The sequence below is a fragment of the Actibacterium sp. 188UL27-1 genome (assembly GCF_016901225.1).
Taxonomy (GTDB): Bacteria; Pseudomonadota; Alphaproteobacteria; order Rhodobacterales; family Rhodobacteraceae; genus 188UL27-1.
Window position 1 is genome coordinate 32692 of sequence record NZ_JAFEUL010000013.1, and the last position, 19010, is coordinate 51701.

The 19010-nt window shown below is 56.1% G+C and carries 16 protein-coding genes; 6 read left to right on the forward strand and 10 right to left on the reverse strand.

The window, feature by feature from the left end; all coding sequences use genetic code 11:
- Positions 1–11 precede the first annotated feature (11 nt).
- Entirely contained in the window at positions 12–440 is a 429-nt protein-coding gene (locus IU397_RS15930) for a GtrA family protein (protein WP_204415658.1), read from the reverse strand.
- A complete protein-coding gene (locus IU397_RS15935) occupies positions 437–1915 on the reverse strand; it encodes a UbiA family prenyltransferase (protein ID WP_239479852.1) in 1479 nt (492 codons plus the stop codon). Before IU397_RS15935 ends, IU397_RS15930 begins: the two co-directional genes overlap by 4 nt.
- 266 nt (positions 1916–2181) lie before the next feature.
- Between IU397_RS15935 and IU397_RS15940 the strand changes: the two genes are divergently transcribed.
- Entirely contained in the window at positions 2182–3081 is a 900-nt protein-coding gene (locus IU397_RS15940) for a sulfotransferase (RefSeq protein WP_204415659.1), read from the forward strand.
- Positions 3082–3092: 11 nt separating this feature from the next.
- Here IU397_RS15940 and IU397_RS15945 read toward each other — a convergent pair whose 3' ends face one another.
- Positions 3093–5327: a polysaccharide biosynthesis tyrosine autokinase gene (locus tag IU397_RS15945; protein ID WP_204415660.1), complete on the reverse strand. Its 2235-nt coding sequence runs from the start codon at positions 5325–5327 to the stop codon at positions 3093–3095.
- 139 nt (positions 5328–5466) lie between these two features.
- Complete coding sequence (locus IU397_RS15950) at positions 5467–6375, reverse strand: hypothetical protein (RefSeq protein ID WP_204415662.1); 909 nt, start codon at positions 6373–6375, stop codon at positions 5467–5469.
- A gap of 181 nt (positions 6376–6556) precedes the next feature.
- Here IU397_RS15950 and IU397_RS15955 point away from each other — a divergent pair, with 181 nt between their 5' ends.
- Together IU397_RS15955 and IU397_RS15960 are read left to right on the forward strand one after the other, a co-directional pair.
- A complete protein-coding gene (locus tag IU397_RS15955) occupies positions 6557–7540 on the forward strand; it encodes a UDP-glucuronic acid decarboxylase family protein (RefSeq protein WP_204415664.1) in 984 nt (327 codons plus the stop codon).
- Positions 7541–7543: 3 nt separating this feature from the next.
- A complete protein-coding gene (locus IU397_RS15960) occupies positions 7544–8563 on the forward strand; it encodes a hypothetical protein (RefSeq protein WP_204415666.1) in 1020 nt (339 codons plus the stop codon).
- Here the strand turns inward: IU397_RS15960 and IU397_RS15965 are convergent.
- Genes IU397_RS15965 through IU397_RS15980 form a run of 4 tightly spaced genes read right to left on the reverse strand, consistent with a single transcriptional unit; the run spans position 8560 to position 13564 of the window.
- Complete coding sequence (locus IU397_RS15965) at positions 8560–9858, reverse strand: O-antigen ligase (RefSeq protein ID WP_204415668.1); 1299 nt, start codon at positions 9856–9858, stop codon at positions 8560–8562. The two genes, IU397_RS15960 and IU397_RS15965, sit on opposite strands and share 4 nt — an antisense overlap.
- On the reverse strand, positions 9855–11447 hold the full coding sequence (locus tag IU397_RS15970) for a GMC oxidoreductase (protein WP_204415670.1): 1593 nt from the start codon (positions 11445–11447) through the stop codon (positions 9855–9857). The genes IU397_RS15965 and IU397_RS15970 overlap by 4 nt, the downstream gene beginning before the upstream one ends.
- A complete protein-coding gene (locus IU397_RS15975; protein ID WP_204415672.1) occupies positions 11447–12598 on the reverse strand; it encodes a glycosyltransferase in 1152 nt (383 codons plus the stop codon). Before IU397_RS15975 ends, IU397_RS15970 begins: the two co-directional genes overlap by 1 nt.
- Positions 12599–12601: 3 nt before the next feature.
- Positions 12602–13564: a sulfotransferase gene (locus tag IU397_RS15980; RefSeq protein WP_204415674.1), complete on the reverse strand. Its 963-nt coding sequence runs from the start codon at positions 13562–13564 to the stop codon at positions 12602–12604.
- A 164-nt stretch (positions 13565–13728) separates the two neighbouring features.
- Between IU397_RS15980 and IU397_RS15985 the strand changes: the two genes are divergently transcribed.
- The gene (locus tag IU397_RS15985; RefSeq protein ID WP_204415676.1) at positions 13729–14529 is read left to right on the forward strand and encodes a hypothetical protein; all 801 of its coding nucleotides are present in this window, start codon (positions 13729–13731) and stop codon (positions 14527–14529) included.
- Between the two features lie 3 nt (positions 14530–14532).
- Positions 14533–15420 (forward strand): hypothetical protein, encoded by an 888-nt coding sequence (locus IU397_RS15990; RefSeq protein WP_204415677.1) that lies wholly within the window; start codon positions 14533–14535, stop codon positions 15418–15420.
- Here IU397_RS15990 and IU397_RS15995 read toward each other — a convergent pair.
- Positions 15361–16407: a glycosyl transferase family 2 gene (locus IU397_RS15995; protein WP_204415679.1), complete on the reverse strand. Its 1047-nt coding sequence runs from the start codon at positions 16405–16407 to the stop codon at positions 15361–15363. The two genes, IU397_RS15990 and IU397_RS15995, sit on opposite strands and share 60 nt — an antisense overlap.
- Positions 16408–16433: 26 nt before the next feature.
- The gene (locus IU397_RS16000) at positions 16434–17339 is read right to left on the reverse strand and encodes a glycosyltransferase family 2 protein (RefSeq protein WP_239479853.1); all 906 of its coding nucleotides are present in this window, start codon (positions 17337–17339) and stop codon (positions 16434–16436) included.
- Between the two features lie 433 nt (positions 17340–17772).
- Between IU397_RS16000 and IU397_RS16005 the strand changes: the two genes are divergently transcribed.
- The coding region (locus tag IU397_RS16005; RefSeq protein WP_204415681.1) for a family 16 glycosylhydrolase at positions 17773–19010 on the forward strand (1238 nt) is incomplete at its 3' end.

Sequence of the window (19010 nt, forward strand, 5' to 3'; positions counted from 1 at the left end):
GCTGGGGCCGATCAATTGGGTCTGACCGACTGGCCCGACTGGGTGTTGAAAACAAAACGCTTATCCAATTGGTATTTCGTCACATATCCAATGGCCAGCCCGACCACACCTCCGATGGTTAACATGTTAGGCGTGGCCCATATCAGCCAGAACATATACTGAACGCCCCACAAAATTAACGTTGGAAACACGCCCATCAGGGCGTACAGCGAAAACTGTCGCGTATGATCGGCCACGGATGTGCGGTCATCGGCAAAGACCCAGCGCTTATCGAGCAGATATTTGACCAATAGCCCAGCCGCGGTGCTGATGACCAAAGCAAGCTCCACCGCGCCCCATCCGCTGTAGATCAGTAGCAAAAGACGCTGGCTGCCCAGGATCACGCTGGTGGAGATCAGCGCAAACACCACATAGCGCAAGACGAGTTGGCTTTTGCTCACAGCACGGCGCTCGTCACGAACAGGCCGGCACAGGTGAGGAAGATCAACTGACTGACCCTGTCCTTGATCGCAAAGACGATTGGATCGTCATCCATTTCCCCGCGGTATGAGATCATCGTGGCGCGGCTGATCCAGTACAGCAATAGCGGGCAAACCAACCACAACAGGCCGGGCTCACCGTAAAGCCCCCGTACAGACGTGCCGGATATGTAAAGTGCCAGAACCAGAACGGAGCAATAGCCCGCCGCCAGAACGACCCCCAGAATAACCGGCTGGTCCGAGACGCGGTAGCCCCGTCCATCGGTCTCAGTCATGCCGCGCTTGGCCAGGTCAGCCAATTCTGATTGCCGTTTGACGGCTGCCAGCGACAGGAAGAGAAACATTGAAAACGCCAGAAGCCATTCGGAAAGTGGCACGCCGCTGGCTGCTCCACCGGCGATGATCCGCAGTGTATAGAGCGCGCCGAGCATCCAGATATCGACCATGAGCTTGCGTTTGAGCACCAGCGAATAGGCAGAGGTCAACACGATGTAGCCTGCCAAAACCCCGACGAAGAGCCACGAGGTTAGCGTGGCAATCAGGAAGGAGCCCACAAAGAGCCCAGCAGCTAGAACGGCCCCCTGAGCCACGGGAATGGTGCCAGCTGCAAACGGCCTGTTGCGCTTGCGGGGATGCCTGCGGTCTACCTCCAGATCCAGCATGTCATTGATCAGGTAGATGCACGAGGCCGCCATGCAGAACGCGACGAATGCCACCAGGGATGGGCCGACCGCTGACAGATCATGGGCGGCGAACGCCGGGACCAGCACCAGCAGGTTTTTCAACCATTGATGTGGACGCATCGCCTTGAGGTGAACCTTCACGCGATTGGCCAGGGATGTTGGTGGAGAGAGGTGGACTGCCTCGGGATCAATCGCATCGACTTGACGCTGCATCGTCGAGTTGGCGCCAACGCTGATGGCGCGTCGCGCCCTTGGCCAAACCTTTAAGTCGGCAGATGAGTCACCCACATAGTCAAAACCGTTTTCGCCAAAACGCTCGACCAGCCAGTCGGCCTTGTTGGACCCCGCCAGGTTGCGGTCAGGACCAGACCCCACTGCTTCATCGAACATATCTGCGGCATCGGCGACTGCGGTCACCTGGCGTTGGTTCGACGCGGAGACCAGCAATACTTTACGCCCCTGCGCGCGCGCATCAGCCACGTAATCCACGACGTCTTGGTTCAGCGGCAGGATTGAAGCGTCGACCAGCGCCTCCTCCGCGACTTTATCCTTGAAAACGGCCTTGCCGCTCCCGAGCCAGCCAGCAATTTCCGGCAGCTTGTTGGGTTGCTTGGCGACCAGCGATAAAAGCGCCTCGTGCAGGGTATCGGACCGGGAAAATGTCCCGTCCAAATCAACCACCAGCGGCACTGTTTCTACCGGGACGAGATCGGTATCTTGGGCAGAGTCCGGCATCTTGGTGAGCGTAGACAAGCGTTAACTCCAAATCGTACTAAAAGGTTGCGGTGTGGTATCTCCAAACCGCTCAAAATCCAACAGGAGCGGTGCCAAGAGGGTAAACGTAATATCGCACCATTGATTCGACCGCGGCATGATCATTTACTGTTTGACTGCCTTTTCCAAGGTTTTACAGGTGGAGCCGATTGGCATCTCCCAATGATCAATCGGTTCGGCTACGGCGGGCGGTGATTATTCGAGTATTGTTTACGAACAGAACCCGGCATTTTTGAGGATTGGTTATGGTAACGCACAGCTTTGTTCCACGTCAGGCCATTGGCGGCCCAACTTTCATAGGCATCGGTGTGCAGAAATGTGCGACCTCCTGGTTGCATGAAGTCTTGCAAGCCCATCCCCAGATCTTCATGTCTGATCCAAAAGAAATTGATTTCTTCACCGCGTTCTATGATCGCGGATATGAGTGGTATGAACGGCATTTTGCAGATGGCGCCACTGTTCTTGCCCGGGGGGAAACCTCGCCGTCCTACTTTTACCACCCGCTGGCGCCTGAGCGGATCAAGGCTTATCAACCAGACGCCAAGCTGATCGTTATTTTTCGCGATCCGGTAGACCGGGCCTTCTCAAATCATCTGCATGAACTGCGAACTTGGCATTTGACCTCAAGCGAGCAGTTCGAGGATGGCTTGCGCAATAACCCATGTTATCTGGAGCAAAGTCGTTACGCCAAGCATATGGCACGCTGGTTCGACGTTTTTCCCCGTGAGCAGATCCTGCCCTTGATCTTTGAGGAAATCACGAAAACGCCGGACCAGGCCATTCGCGAGGTTTACGGATTTCTGGGGGTCGATCCCGATGGGAAGATAGATGATAGCAGGACCAGCTCTAACGAAAGTGTAGCGTTTCGCCATGACCGTCTGCAATCGGTGCTGCAAAGCGGTGGCAATGCATTGCGTCGCGCGGGACTGGGGACCGCATTAGAGAAATTCAAAAGTGTTGGTCCTGTGAATTACCTGATGAGCCTGAACAAGCGTGATCTTCGAGTCGAGGCCCCGCCGCTCACGGCTGAAACCCGCGCTGTCTTGGCCGCCGAACTTGAGCCCGATGTTCGGGAACTGGCCAAGCTTTTGGGGCGTGACAGTTTTCCCTGGCGCAGTTTTCCGGATCTTGCCAAAGTCGCATAGCAGAGCATCCGTTAGATATCGCGGGGTTTCAGGCCGGTTAGCACGGCGCCAATATCGTTCAGCTTGGTTTTGCGGAAGATCTCCAACCCACGGTCGGCATCCCGCGCCAATGTTCTGCCAGAGGCGACCGCATACAGGCCAAGGTCAAGAATAACGGGCAGTGCCATCGCGTCTGATTCGTGACGCAGGGCCGGTGCGTCAAAAATGACGACGTCAAATTCGCGCATCATCTCTTCAACCACCAGCTTGGCGCGGTAGGAGTCAAAAATCATCGCAGGGTCGGCGCCCACCGTCTCTGTCGGGAGCATGCTGACACCAAGTGCGCCAAGTGTGACAATGGAGTCTTCCAAGGTGGACTCGCCATACAATACCGAAACCAAGCTGGTCGTCCGACGATGCCCCAGGGCACGTGACAAACTGGCCGTGCGGGTATCAGCGTCAACCAACAAACACGACCGCCCCTTTTGTGCCGCTGCCCAGGCCAGCAGCATGGAGACGTTGGTTTTGACCCCACCGGGCTGGTCGGACGCTACCACGATAGAACCCACCGACAGGTCGGAATTCAGATCCACGTTGTTGCGCAGCGTTCGGGCGGATTTCGTGAGTGTTGCAGACGAATCACGCAATACGTTGCGCAGCGACCCCATGCGGCCCATTTTTGTTGGAACGCGCGGCAGTTTACCAAAGATCGGTAGCGCCAGCCGTTCTGTGACCTCGCGTGTTGTGACCAGGCGTTTGGGCAGCAGTTCCATCAGGAAAGCCAGGGCTAAACCCAGTGCCAAACCACCTGCGCCGCCCAATGCCACGGCAACCTGCTTGCGTGGATAGGATGGGCTGCCGGGGGGCGAGGCATAGGAGATGACATCGGCATCAGATCGCTGAAGGTTCTGAATTTCGCTCGTTTCCTTGAAGCGGCCCAGAAAATCCTCATAAACACGACGGTTTGCGTCAGCCACACGCTGTAATTGGCTGAGCCGGATTTGTTCGTTTGACCGGATCAGGATGGTGCCTTCCAGTCCACGCAGTTGGGTTTCAAGCGCATCGACAACGTTGTCGCGTACTTCGGCGGTGTTGTTCAGTTGCTGAACTGTGCGTTCGACTTCGGCAGACAACGCCTCTTCGATCTTGTTCATGGACCGACGGATCGATGCGACCTGGACGGCATCATCGCCAAACCGGATGGCCGCATTCGCTTCGTCCCGGCGCAGGTCGACCAAGTCGGTCTGATAGGCCAGGATCGTCGGTTCCGACAATGTGGCGGCCGCAGCCAGCGCACCGTCACGATCACGTATTTCGACCAGTTTGTTGGCGTTGGCGTCAGCTTCGGCAAGTTCGGACCTGGCATTGACCAATTTGGTCGTCAGCTCGCGCATCTGCTGTTCCAGGCGCAGCGAGCTGTCGGCATTTGCCTCGATCTTGGCACGGAAAGCGAGCGCTTCACGCTCAGAGCTTTCAAGCGTCGTTGCCAATTCCTCAACCCGGCCTTCCAGCCAGCGGGTGAAACGTTGGGCGGCTGCAAACCGTTTGTCCACGAGAAAGCGGCTGTATTCGTCGGTCAGCGTATTTGCGATCGCCGCAGCTTTTTGCGGACTTTGCGACGTGGCGGTCAGGGAGATTACAAAAGAGTTGCCTTGTTGGCGCACCCGAATCGCATCACGCAATTCACCGGTAACGGGGCCGAGATCGCCCAGTAGGTTGTCACGCGCGCGCGCGGCCTCCAGAACAGGATCCTGACCTTCCGATCCGTCCTCAACGCCAGCATCATCTATGCGCTGCGGGGCTTCGGGCACCGGGATCACCGTGCGCACGACCGAACGCGCCATATCGGTGATGACGTCCAGGACACCGGGATCTTCTTGTGGGCGCAGCGCCGGATTGAACTCCGGATCCTTGTCCAGTTCCAAGCGCCGCACGACCCGAACCAACAGGGCGCGGGACCGCATAACGGCCATCTCCCCTTCGATCACAGAGCTTGAGATTGCCTGTGCCTCGACCAGTGAAAACGACGTATCGGGAGAGGCAAGACCACCATCGCCCAAAGCCAGTTGGGACCGCGCCTCGTATTGAGGCGTGATCTGCAACACCACATAGGCGGCGTAGGCTGCGGCAAGAATTGTGGTCGCCAAGATCAGGATAAGACGCCTGCGCAGCACACCGACAATATCGTTCAGATCAAGCGTTACGGCTTGCTTCTTCGCTGGATCGGTTTCCTGGATCGTCGATCTTAGGACGAGTGGTTCATTCATGCGTCTATCAATGCTCTGACTGGTGACTACAGAGGTAATTTATCAGACAATCTATAGTGGGGACAGATGAGCATTCGGTGGAAAGATTATAAGCCCAAAAATGGCCGTCCGATGAAAATAGTTGAAGTTTTTTCCGGTGTTATACGGACCGCTCGAACAATTCTGCCTTCGGGGTGCTATTGTTGATGGCCTGAGAGGGCGTTTTTGATGTCAGGAGCAACCAGACCACAGAATGGCGACGGGCCTCATCTACCATGAATTTGCGGATGTCATAGTCATATCCCTCGAACTCGGGATAGGCTAACCTGTGGGCTTTGATGTAGGTTTCCTGACTGCGGATCTGATCGGCATGATGCGTCGTTTCAAAGGCATGGATGATGCGCGCCGAAATTTCAGGATCCTTAAAATCGTGGCATTCGATGAGAATATCATGATTTGCCAACGCGGTGCTTGTCTGCTCGGTGAACAACTCCGCCTCGTAGCCTTCGCAATCTGCGACGATCAGCATCCGGGGCCGATTGGCAAGTGTCATAAGCGTATCGGGATTACAGAATTTTCCGAGGTTGAGCCGATCTAAAATGTCGTTCTGCTCCGCCATGCTCTTGCACAGCCGCCGGGCGCCGCCGTCCACGTCATAAGCGTGGATCTGGGCATCGGCAAACATCAGTCCGAAGCCAACGGCATAATAGCCTTCAGCACATCCGATATCGACGATATCAGTGTAGGAACGCTGGCTGATCCGTTCGATGAAGGAGGCTATCTCAACCTCATAGCTGCCCAATAGCTTGGGCAGCAACGCGCTGCCTGTGGCCTCAATCCCGGGATAGCGCAGACCGATGAATGCGCCATGGTGGACCGTCAGGTCGGAAAAGCGTTCGTTGAGGATCTTGGTCTTCAGATCTTCGGTGGTTTGGGTCTGACGTTGCCGTTCCAAATAGACGGTAACCGCCTCCAGCCGGTTCAATAGGCGCTTCAATCGCACCAGAACCCATCCGCCAAATGGCGTGTTTGCGGTGCTGGCAAGTGTATTCTTAATCGAAAGCCGCATGGTTTCCCTCCGGCAAACTTGAAATATGCCAAACGGTAACCGCCATTTTTCGATCCGCCTAGGGTGGTTTTTCGATGATACCCATGCGACAGCGGGCTGGTCCTTGGCGGCGGTGCTGCGGTAGACATCATTTCAAACGACGGACCTGTGGTTCGGTCTGACATATTTCTAAGGGGTTCGTATGCTGGATCAGCATCAACGTATTATTGTGACGGGCGGGGCCGGATTTGTCGGATCCCATCTGACGGACAAACTTTTGGCGCGCGGCGACGAGGTTATCTGCGTCGATAACTATTACACAGGCAGCAAGCGAAACATCCTGCACCATATCGGCAATCCGATGTACGAGATGATGCGGCATGATGTGACCTTTCCACTATACATTGAAGCTGACAATATTTTTCACCTAGCGTGCCCGGCGGCACCGATCCACTATCAGCATGACCCTGTTCAAACGCTCAAGACCTCGGTCCATGGATCGATTAACATGCTTGGTCTGGCCAAGCGGTTGGGGATCCGGATCCTGCAGGCTTCGACGTCAGAGGTCTATGGCGATCCGAACGTGCATCCGCAGGAGGAAAGCTATTGGGGCAACGTCAACCCCATTGGCATCCGATCCTGCTATGACGAAGGTAAGCGCGCTGCGGAAACACTATTTTTCGATTATCACCGTCAACACGGGCTGGAGATCAAGGTCGCACGTATTTTCAACACGTTCGGTCCGCGTATGCACGTGAATGACGGGCGAGTCGTCTCGAATTTCATTATCCAGGCGCTGCGGGGCGAACCGATTACAATCTTTGGGGAGGGCCTGCAAACCCGGTCCTTCTGCTATGTTGATGATCTGGTGAACGGGCTGATCGCGCTCATGGATAGCCCGGCTGATGTCACAGGCCCGATCAATCTCGGCAATCCCCATGAATTGACGATCCGGGAACTGGCCGAGAGCATCATTGATCTGACGGGCTCTGCTTCGAAGCTGACATTCAAGGACTTGCCACAGGACGATCCGATGCAGCGCCGCCCTAATATCGACAAGGCGCGGGAATTACTGAACTGGCAACCGACCGTCGCGTTTGAGGACGGCGTGCGCAAGACGATCGATTACTTCGATACGCTTTTGAGTGGGAACCAGCACCCGACCAAACCCAACGGTCAGGTCTAATCCATGGCAGCGGCGTCCGGTAGTCCGCCTGTTCTGCTTTTCTATGACGGGCATGAACGTCAGGCTGAAGAAGCTCCGCTTGCCAGCCTGAAATCCGATCTGCGCCGCCATGTCCGGGCGATGGTCAACAAGGTGCGCGGGAAACAGGGCAAGTCGGGTTATTACACTTGGCTTTACATGCTGATGGAGGCGTTGGAGCGTGAAGGGATCGATTACCGCTTGAACGACTTTAAGACCGCCCGCCAAAACCCTGATCAACCGGTTGGAATGGTCGGTTATCCGACGATATTCAGCAAGATGGACGGGCTTCCGAACCCTCGCTTGATCGGCCCAGGGATATTTTCATCGCCCTTGGACAAGCCGGACCTGTTTGATGATCCGCGCAACCGGCTGTTCGTGTCGACCTGTGATTGGCATTTTCAGATGTTCACGCCGTTCTACGGTGATCGATTGCGGCCCTGGTTTGGTGGGTTCGATGTGTCGCGTTTTCCAGACTCGTTGTCCGTGTCGAAGGAGTTCGACGTGATGATCTACGACAAGATCTATTTCAATCGCGATGAAAATTATGACCGGATGATTGCACCGTTCATCCGATACCTTGAAGAGCACGGCATGACCTACACGGTCATTCGCTACGGCAGCTATTTGTATGAAGACTACATCGCAAAGTTGAAAAAATGCAGGTCCATGGCGTTTTTCTGCCATTCAGAGACACAAGGCATGGCCTACCAGGAATGTCTTTCGCTGAACGTTCCGATCTTTGCCTGGGACGAGGGGACGTGGCTCGATCCAAAGGCACGGGAGATCAGCGATGCTCCGATCCCGTGCACCTCCGTGCCCTATTTCGACGGGAGGTGCGGCATTCGGTTCAAGGCGGACACGATGATGGAGGATTGGGGCACGTTCTGGTCCAAACTGGATACCTTCAATCCGCGGGCCTTTATCGCAAATGAGATGACACTGTCGAAGTCCGCCGAGATCTACATGACGGCCTACAACGACGCCCGTCTGAATAGAGTTTAACCGCCCGCCAGCAGCTGCCGGTTACCAACTTGCATGTCTGGGCCAACCGCGCCCGCGGCACGCCGCAGTGTTTCGCGACGCAAACTGTCTTTCACGGTGAGCAAGGCGCCCATCATGAACAGCATGGCCAGCAGCGAGAATGGAGACATCAGAGCTGACTCGGTAAAGCTGCGCATGATGTGGATCGACGCGATGCCAAAGAAAAATACCATGGCCATATCGTTTTCCCGCAGGACCCCCAGCACGATCCGCCAAAGGCACCAGGTTACAGCCATAACGGCGAAAGCGAGGCCGATCAGCCCCTGATGGACCGCAATTTCGTAGTAAGAGTTATGGAACGAGAATTGCGCGTAAAATTTCTTGTGGAATTCAACATAGATCTTGCGCGCATCCGAGGTCCAATCCTCGGGTGTCCAATACCCACCCTCGCCAACCCCGAGCAGTGGATTTTGCTGGATCTGGATCGTGGCATAGTCCCACAGAACGGTGCGACCGGTGAGCGTGGCATCCTTGCCAAATGCCTCAAGAACCTTGGTGATCGGATTGAAGTGTTGCACAGCAAGAACCTGAGCCGCCAGAAAGAGACCTGTAGCGAGGCTGGCACAACTGAAACTGAGGAAAATTGGATTGTTTAAAAGCCCGCTGCGCGGAAGCAGCCCAAAGATCAACACCACACCTGTGATACCTCCCGCCAACAAAACTGCCGTGGCAGAGTCTGAGATGAAGATCAGTTGAGCGGCCAAAACACAGGCACCTGCCGCCACCAACCTAAGCCATTTTGAAAGACTGTTATCCAATGTAATGCAGACAGCGGCGGTCCATAGGACAACCATTGCGGCACCCATGGCGTTTTTGCTGCTGAACACACCACGCGCCGCAAGACCACCCGTCAGGCCGGCTTGCAAGCTCAGAACACCAAAGATACCAGCGGCAACGAGCATCGACAGGATCAGATCCCGCTTTTCCAGCCGAATAATGGCACAGTAGCAGATCATGATCGTGAGGATCAGTTGCGCGCCCGATTTCAGGATCAACTCCGTTTCCACACCCCACATGGCCGAAAGCATCCACCAGATCGGAAAGATGAACAAAGTCAGGCTGCGCTGCAGGATCGGCAAAAGCAGTTGAAAATCCCGCACGAAAGCCCACCCGAAATAGAGCGCCAGCGGGTATAGCAGCAGTTCGTCATAGGTGAACTGCTTGAACGTCACGATGAACCAGAGCGTAACCAGAAAATGGTCGCGCAGCCTTTGAGGGATATCAAACCGGAGGCTGAGTGATCGCGACTGGATCATCCAGACATGCCTTTCGTTGCGGTTTCGCCTTTTGTTTTATGGCGTTCACATAGGAAATCTGCAAGGCGCAGGGCAAAGGCCACGACCGATAGCGTTGGGTTGGCCTGGCTCGATACCGGAAAGATGGCAGCACTGGCGATGGACAGATTTTGCACATCATGAACCTTGCAATTGCGGTCAACGATACCTTGAATAGGTGTATCGGCCATGCGGGTCAGGCCGATCTGGTGATAGCCGTCGCGCGATTGCTGGGCGATGTTTTTTGCCATGACCGCATCATCATCGGGTAGATCCAGGGTGGCCAAATTGGCAGCGTTCAACCGATCCGCAAGACGCCGATGATCGCGCACCAATGCACGGATCGTATCATCATCATAATGAAAGTCGATTTTGAGTTTGGGTTGACCGTGGCGATCCTTGGCATTGGACAATTGAACGCGATTGTGGGGTAGGGGGCGTTGTTCTGCATGAAAACATAACCGGTAAGGGCCCCGGCCGCGCGCGATTAACCGGTTGGGATAACGGCTGTGGGGGCGCAGCCGACGGTACAAGGCTGACCTGACCGCGTTTGGTACGCCGAAAGGGTCTGTCAGGATGTTGCGCATATGGGCCGATAAGTCTCCGGACCGCCCGCGATTAGCTATCAGGTGTTTGAATGACAACTCGCCGGAGCGGTGGCGCGGATCGTCGGGCGCCGTGTTTTCGATCCAAAAGGCGGTATTGGTCCAATCTTCAGGGTCGAGCATGATGCGGCGGCGCGCCTGTGTCGGGCCAAATTGTGCGTAACCGAAGACGGTGACATGGCTCGCTTTGCCAAAAGTTAACTCGCCCACCGATCCGGTAAGATGGCCCATATAGTATCGCCCAAGTGGCCCGTTAGACCCACCGAACAAGCCGGGATTCTGCGCCTGGGCGACCAACAACAGGCGAGCGGTCTCCAAGCCACCGGCGGCGAGCACGATTTCCGCGGCATCAGGGGTCCAAAGCTCACCCGCGGTTTGAAGCTCTATCTGTGATCGCGCGCCTATCACGCAAACCATGCGGGCCAGCGTTTGGGTCACGATGTCGGGGCCGTTCGGGTCGTTCTTGGCCCGCTCTTGGACCCGATTGACATGATTGGGATCGTTCAGATGTTCAACCCGATCGGCGCTCAGGCCGGGGGCATCAAACCATGGCTCCGGCGGTGGGGATGTGAAGACGCTACCTGATCCTAGGAATGTCGCCGCAGGCTCGATCCACTTCGCGTAGTCCCCATAGGAAATCGGCCAACGGGGCAACGCTGTTTCGCCACGGTCGTCAAAGTCTTGCGGATCGAATGGGACGCACCGGCCGCCCCATCGATGCAGGGTTCCTCCCAATGCATCGCTGTTGGTTTTCGCGCGGGGATCATGTGGGGTATCCGTGCCAAAGACATGTTCATCATCAGCGTTGGGCACGTCTGGTGGATCGACCTCACCGCGATCGACGATCAAAACGCTCAGACCGTGCGTGGTTGCCGCGAAACCCAGGGCCAGACCGGCCGCCCCGGCGCCAACGACACAGATATCATAGGATTTTGCCCTGGCAGTCTGCGCCGCAACAAGGGGCATCAGCGTTCAATCCCGGCCCGACGGCGGCGCATAAGGCCGATACCTTTGCGGATGGTCTGCATCGGTGTGGCAAAGGTGGCACCGTTGCGGCTGACGGTTCCATGGTCGGTGCCCAGTGCCAAAAGGCGATCCGCTATGGCCTGTGTGCCATAGCGCGTCACAATCTGTGCTTTGACTCGAGTGGCGCGATTACGCGTCTCTGTTGGATTTTCCCGCAATCGGTTTGCTACTGCGGCCACCTCATCCGGGGTGCAATATTGGGCCAGATCACCAAAGGTATCGCGTAGACGGGTATCCAGAACACAGGGTCGTTCCATCAACATCGCCTCGGTCACGGTGCGCCCGAACGCCTCGAACCAAAGATCGCTGTAGAAATAGGAAAAGAGGTCGAGCGTATTGAGAAAGTGGTCAACCGGTTCGGCGTTGAAGCCCAACACCTCCCAATCGGCACTGGGACTATCCTGACCTGAGATGAGATCATTGGGGCACCCCATGATGCGGGTCTGCCATCCATCGCCCAGGTTGAGGGAGGCATCAATGTCTGTCGCCCGGTCGGGCCATTTCAGGGGATCGGGTCGCCCGTGCCGTCCGACCGTAGCAAGATTATCTTGAAAGATGGTGCGGGACGGGGTCCACCCCCCAACATCGAACGCATTGACCCAATCAGCATTGGTCAATCGGATGAAGGGGGCAAAGCTGCGCAACTGGCTGCGAATCGCGCCCGAGACGGGGGACCAAAGCGGGCGATGGCCGAACTGCCGGGCAATGGTCGTTTGCGTCTGGACCGGGTTGTATTCCATCGACCCATCGCCGCGAAACGGTGGATGATGAACCACCAGAACCACCTGATCGGCTGAAACCCGAGCCTGTTCTGGCAGGCCGTGGTAAAAAGGCAGGGGATGATGAAAGAAGGCCGTTTTGGCGGTGATTGCCGATTCGCTTTTGATGGGGGTTACACCGGGCTGATCCAACAGCGCGAGCACCTTTGGGTTGGCCCCATCTGTCGGATCTGTGAAAAAACTGGACGTCACGAGCATCAGCCCAACGGTCATGCCAAGGTTCACGAACGCTTCGGCATCGGTGATCAATGCGGTGGAGCTTCCGCCCGAAAATCGCGGATCGGCCACCAAAAGGATATCGACCCCTGACATGCCCTATCCCGTAAATCCTTGCCAGACCTGCGACATGTCCCGATCTAGAAGGGCGGACAGACCCTGGTTCCGCGCAGAGAAATGCTGTTCCAGATAAGTGCGCGTATCACCCCGCATTTTGGGCGGCTTCTCGGCTGTCAGCAGAATCGGGTTCACGTAGCGAAACCAGCGATAGTGAAGCTTGTTGTGAAACCGCTCCTGCCAACCGCTGCGCTGCCCCATATGGTTGCGGTACCGCCCCCGGACGATCCATTGCCCAACCTTGTTTTGCCATTGCTGCCATTGCGGGTTGCTGGGGTAGTATGTTCGGTTGAACCATGTCTCTGCGGAGTCCAGCGACATGCGATCAGCTCCGATGAAATCGGTCATATCATCCATGAAGGCCTGTTGGTCGGCCAGAAAATCCTCAAACACCGCGACCTTGACCTGCTCCTCCCCAAACACTTTGAGATATCGTTCGAGGTTGGGTGTGTAGGTCGAGCCCAGCATGATCGATGGATGCTGGATGATTGCCTGTTCGAAACTGCATGTGGCGCGCGAAGAACGGATCATGTGCCAATACTGGGAATAGGCCCGTTTCACAGGGTCGCGCAGCATAAAGATCAGCCGGACCTCCGGCAGCATCGCTTTGATCCGAGCCGGCGCGACATCCGAAAACAGATAAGTGGTGGAATCCTCACCGATCCGCTTAGCCGCAGCAAAGTGCGAAAACCTGCTGTTGTACCACGACACGCTTGGGTCGTGGTGGGGCCGAGGGTCGAACCAGTTGAGTTTAGGGCCGTCCGTAAACAGAAAATCCGGGTGACTGACCGGATCGTCGGCGTCAAAAAAATGGATCTCCTCATCCGGTATGCCAATATCGGGGTTCTGTTTCAGGATGAAATGGATCGATGTCGTCCCGCATTTCGGGGCACCCCCAATGATGAAGTCGGGAAATCGCTGGGGTGCGGCTGCGGGTTGGGTCATCGGATGCCTTGGTACTGAAAAATGGGTGATCAAACGCAAGCAGGTTAGTGGGTCAGCGATACTCTGCCAACCACAAACAACCCTGTTTTCCCTCATGACCGGCCTGTCTGGGGCTGGTGCGTTGGGCGGCTCCTGCGGTAGACCGGGAGCTGAGAGGAATGCGCATGCCGAACGACCTTCAGCAAGAATTTTACCGGGTGGATTCGCACATGCATCTGCATCCCGGTTTCGATCTGGATCGGGTTTTATCAGCGGCAGCGCGCAACATGGATCTGTCGGCTGATGCCTCTGGCGAGGGGATGCTGATGCTAACCGAGATTGCAGGGATCGACCGCTTTGCCGATTTGCCCGAGCGGTGCGGAAACTGGGTTCTGTCCGACACCAAGGAGCCGATCAGCAAACTTGCCCGCCGTGCCGGGGATGGTGCCGTCATCGGCATCGTGTCAGGTCGGCAGATTTTGACCGATGAAGGGTTGGAAGTGCTGGCGCTTGGCACGCGGGCGACATTTGCCGATGGGCAACCATTGGCAACGGTCATCGATGCCGCATCGGCTGCCGGTGCTTTGGTTGTCTTGCCTTGGGGCTTTGGCAAGTGGTCCGGCGCCCGTGCGGCGGTCATGGACGAGGTCATCGCCGGTCATGTGGATGACACCAATTTGTTTCTCGCCGATAGCGGTGTTCGGTCATCTGCCATGGCACGCCCAGACAAGCTGTTGCAAGCAGAACGGGTTGGGTGGCGCATCCTGGCCGGGACTGATCCATTGCCTTTGATGGGTGGTGTGCGGCAGTCCGGGCGATATGGGTTCGCGGCGACAGGTGCCTTGCACCGCGATTATCCTTTTGTGACTCTGGCCACCTGGCTGCGCGGTTTGCAATATTCGCCCCCGGTCTATGGCCGTTTGACGGCGCCGTTTCCCTTTGTCGTGCAGCAGGTCGTGATGCAAATCCGCAAACGGCTGGGTTAGCCGATGCCCGCCACGCTGGGGCATCTAGGGGCACAGGCCCTGATCACCCGGGCGATCATGCGGGGTGCCGACATCAAATGGGTCTGGCTGGGCTGCCTGATCCCCGATCTCCCTTGGATTTTGCAGCGGATCGTTCGGCTTTCCGATGTCTCGCCGTATGACCTACGCCTTTATGCGGTAGTGCAAAGCAGCCTGGTGTTTTGTGTGGTAATGTCTGGGTTTGCGGCTTGTTTCAGCTCTGCTTGGCGTCGGACACTCACCATCCTGACCATCGGGTCCGCCTTGCATCTTCTCATGGATGCGATGCAGACAAAGTGGGCCAATGGCGTGCTATTTTTTGCGCCGTTCGATTGGGACGTGCTCAATTTCGGATGGTTCTGGCCAGAGGCCTGGCCGAGTCTTATGCTGTACGGGCTGGGCCTTGGCTATGTCGCCTATGCGATGTTTAGGCTGCCTGTATCGGGTGCTGATTTGCGCTGGCCACGGGGCGCGGTTCTGGTTGCGGCGCTCGTGCTTGCCGCCTGCTATGCCTTTGCTCCGTTGATCTGGATACCCGCGGCCAAGGCAGCCGATGTTCACTATACCGACACGCTGGTCGACAGACCCGACCGCATCAGCAAACCGTTGGAACTGGATCGCGCACTTGTATGGGAGCAGGATCCGGTTCAATTGCGCATCTGGACCGGTGATATGCTGGTCCTGTCGAATGTGCCCAGGGCCGCTTCTTCGGTCGTGTCAGTCAAAGGGCACTTCACGACGGCAAACACGCTGGAAGTTGCGCAAATCCATGAGCATGCCGGGAATAGACGCAACTATGCGTCATATATCGGATTACTTGTCATTTTCGGCTGGTGGTTCCGTTGCCTGATCGCCGCTCGATCCAGCCTCTGACGGATCTACCAATCGCCCGCGAATGATCTTTTCGATTTCATAGTTTCGCATACGGCGGCTGGACGAAAAGATGATGATCTCTCCGACTAGACCCAGCGCGAGGATCTGGATCCCCAAGACGGTCATCAGGATCGAAAACACCAGTGCGGGACGATCCGCCAGGGGCGCGCCAAAGAACAGACGCTCGATCACCAAGTATGCTGTGATCAGCAGGCCCAGAACCAGCAGTGGTAAACCGATGGAGCCAAAGAACCGCAGGGGGCGTTTCAGGAACTTGAGGCCCACAAAAAGCGTCATCATGTCGATCAACGCGCCGAGGTGACCTTGCGCCTTGAACTTATACACCATGGGCACCTTGCCCTTCACGCTGGCCACATCGATCTCGCGCACGCGATACCCTTCATTGGCCGCGATGACCGGCATGAAATGCTGGCGCACACCTAGTTCCGCGATGCTCTCGAACACCTCTTTCCGTCCGGCGCGGGATCGGCAGAACACATCGTCGATGTGCCGCTGAAACAAAAGCCGTAGCAGGCCATTCGTGAGCCCTGACCGCAGCGATTGCATGCCGGAGTTCTGTTTGTCCGTCCGACGACCGATCACCATGTCATCGGGTCCAACAGCTGCCACCAGATCATTGATCGATGCAGGGTCGATTTCTGGCCAGCCCGGCAATGTCAGGATTGTATCGGCCCTTGCGCGTCCTAGGCCGATCTTAATTGCGGCGTCGTCGCCGGTCCAAGGCCGGACAGGCATATCAACCAGATTGGGCCAGTCGCCCGCAATGCCAGCAAGGATATCGCGGATCTTTGTGCCCTGGTAATCATAAAGCACGATCATCTCGTAGGCGTCTGGCCGTTCGTCCAGCGCAGTGCGGTAGCTTTCCAGCAACGTGTCCAGACCGCGCCCATCGCCTTCCGCGACAACCAATACGGATAGTGTAATGTCAGCCAAACCAGCCTCGACCGTCGTTTTTACCAATTCCATAAGTCTTACCTCAAAATACGTCGAACCTAATCAAGCCATTCGGGCTCGTGCAGGCCGGTCCGTTGAAACACCAGAGAGGCGACAGCCCCCAAGAGAAGCAGGAATATGGTGAGCGAGCCCAAGATCATCGCATTCACCGTGTAAACCATGACGCTGCCGCTATTGGCGAGTGTGAGCCAGAGAAACAGCACCGTCAGCAGCGCGGACACGGCGGCCAGACCCGTAAAACGCCGCATCGGTTGGCGCGCAAATAGCAGCAGTGTTTTGATTGCGATCAGGTCGAGCATCACCTTGAAAATCCGGGACAGTCCGTATTTCGAACTGCCAAACCGCCTGGCATGGTGCCGCACGCCCACTTCAGCGATCCGCGCGCCCAGAGGCAGGGTCATGGCAGGGATAAAACGGTGCATGTCTGAATAAAGCGGTACACGCTTGATCATGCTGGCGCGGTAGACCTTGAGCGAGCATCCGTTATCTTTGACTGGCAATCCCGTCACCTTGCCAATCAGTTTGTTGGCAATCATTGATGGCAGCTTTCGGGACAACCATTTATCCTGCCGATTCATACGCCAGCCGATCACGAGGTCGTTTCCCTCGTCGATCTTTTCTAACATCATCGGGATATCGGCTGGATCATTCTGCAGGTCGCCATCCATGGTGACCAAAAGCCGTCCGCGCGCATACTCGATGCCCGCCGTCATCGCAGCGGTCTGACCAGAGTTGCGCCGGAACTTGAGCACCACCACACGGGGGTCACGTTCAGCCATCTGCGCCAGCAGTTCAAAGCTGCGATCGGTTGAGCCATCATCGACAAAAATGATCTCGAATTTGCGGTTCAGCGGTTCCAATGCTTCCCGCACTTTGTCGTACATCGGGGCGACGCTCTCCTCCTCATTCAGGATGGGGATGATGGCGGAGATTTCGACAGACAAATTGGAACTCCAAACCTGCGTGCAAACGACGGACAATACATACAGCTATTTACGGGCTAAAGAAATCTGCCGCGGTGGTATCAATAGCATGGTGGTGTGGCAACAGTATGGTTGTGGTGTAAGCCGCCCAAATTGGCTTTTGGCACATCGGTTTTGCGGGCTTAACGCTAGGGCAGATGTCAACCACTGGTACGACAATATTGTTGTGATTGTGGCCAATTTTCGGTGCGGCAACTCGCAGGAGATATGGAAATAGCCTAAAATACCCCCTCATAGGGTGAAAATCGCGGCTTTGTGGCGATCGTTAGATTGCGCAATGACAACTTTTTGCGAGAACAGTCTGTTGCGTGTAAAAAATACCTCGGACCTTGGCATTGGGCCTGTTAGGACACATCTGACTGATCGTATTAACGAATCGTAAACCGACCTGGTCTTGATTTTGCACGCTCGTATTTGTTCGAGCGGTTCGATTGAGATCGTACCTGTAAACGAGGCCGATATCGTGATCGCGCTTTCGATGTGTGGATTGTTACTGATGCTACAAAATTTGAACGACAGTTTTACAGACAACGACCTTGATCCGAATACATGGCGGATTTCTGATTTCGCCATCAACGCCAATTTCATCGATACAGCCTGGTCGCCCGACAATGTGACTGTCGATCCGAGCGCAACGTTGCCTGATGGTGCAGGCGGTGTGGCCGATACCGGCGCTCTGACACTCACCCTCGACACTGACAATAGTCGCGGTAAGCGATTTACGGGTGCCGAAGTCGATACCGATGAATTTTTCAGCTATGGTCGGTATGAAGTCACGATGACCCCCTCTGCTGCCCGCGGTGTCAATTCTACGTTTTTCATGTTTACTGGCGCACCGTTTGGCGACTCGCGCAGCGAAATCGATTTTGAGTTTCTCGGCAGTGATACCACCCAGGTCCTTCTAACCTATCACACCTCCAAAGGGTCTGACGGGGAGTTTGTGGATCTTGGTTTTGACGCCGCGGCGGGCCCCAACACTTATGCGTTTGAATGGGGCCCCGACTCGATCTCCTGGTACGCCAACGGTGTACTGTTGCGGAGCATCCAAGATCCTGAATTGGCCGTGCCCAGCGATCCCGGCAGGATTTTCATGAGCATTTGGACAGGGAATTCCAACGATTTTACTGGCGTGCCGAATTTTCAGGGCGAGACATCGGCAACCTACTATTCAGTGTCGTTCGAAGGGCGCACGGCGCCAATCGCACTGAACGACATCGCCTTTAACCCGGGATCGGGCCCGATAACGGTTGATGTCCTGGCTAATGACTCGGCGCCCATTGGGACATTGGAGGCAGGATCGGTGGCGATCACCGCTGCCCCGGCAAATGGATCCGTGTCCGTCAACGCGCAGACGGGACAGGTCGAATATACCCCGGATTTCGGTTTCCGTGGTGTGGATACATTCTCCTATTCGGTGGCCAACGCCGATGGCGAGATTTCTAATTTTGGTGAAGCAACGGTAGCAACGGGGTTCGCTGTGTTTGATGATTTTACAAGTGGTGCTGGTAGTTTTTCTTATTTTGACGATGCGTTTCGTGGGACGTCTGAGCCTGGTTTTGCGGATGGCCTTGCGGCGGATGGTGTGTTGCGTGTGACGCTTGGCGGCGGCAACACGAAGTCGACGATCAGCGA

What these genes read in the sequence shown, in the direction of transcription:
- IU397_RS15940 (WP_204415659.1), top strand. Translation starts at nt 2,182, where the DNA reads ATGGTAACGCACAGCTTTGTTCCACGTCAGGCCATTGGCGGCCCAACT.
- IU397_RS15945 (WP_204415660.1), bottom strand. Translation starts at nt 5,327, where the DNA reads ATGAATGAACCACTCGTCCTAAGATCGACGATCCAGGAAACCGATCCA.
- IU397_RS15950 (WP_204415662.1), bottom strand. Translation starts at nt 6,375, where the DNA reads ATGCGGCTTTCGATTAAGAATACACTTGCCAGCACCGCAAACACGCCA.
- IU397_RS15955 (WP_204415664.1), top strand. Translation starts at nt 6,557, where the DNA reads ATGCTGGATCAGCATCAACGTATTATTGTGACGGGCGGGGCCGGATTT.
- IU397_RS15960 (WP_204415666.1), top strand. Translation starts at nt 7,544, where the DNA reads ATGGCAGCGGCGTCCGGTAGTCCGCCTGTTCTGCTTTTCTATGACGGG.
- IU397_RS15965 (WP_204415668.1), bottom strand. Translation starts at nt 9,858, where the DNA reads ATGATCCAGTCGCGATCACTCAGCCTCCGGTTTGATATCCCTCAAAGG.
- IU397_RS15970 (WP_204415670.1), bottom strand. Translation starts at nt 11,447, where the DNA reads ATGCCCCTTGTTGCGGCGCAGACTGCCAGGGCAAAATCCTATGATATC.
- IU397_RS15975 (WP_204415672.1), bottom strand. Translation starts at nt 12,598, where the DNA reads ATGTCAGGGGTCGATATCCTTTTGGTGGCCGATCCGCGATTTTCGGGC.
- IU397_RS15980 (WP_204415674.1), bottom strand. Translation starts at nt 13,564, where the DNA reads ATGACCCAACCCGCAGCCGCACCCCAGCGATTTCCCGACTTCATCATT.
- IU397_RS15985 (WP_204415676.1), top strand. Translation starts at nt 13,729, where the DNA reads ATGCCGAACGACCTTCAGCAAGAATTTTACCGGGTGGATTCGCACATG.
- IU397_RS15990 (WP_204415677.1), top strand. Translation starts at nt 14,533, where the DNA reads ATGCCCGCCACGCTGGGGCATCTAGGGGCACAGGCCCTGATCACCCGG.
- IU397_RS15995 (WP_204415679.1), bottom strand. Translation starts at nt 16,407, where the DNA reads ATGGAATTGGTAAAAACGACGGTCGAGGCTGGTTTGGCTGACATTACA.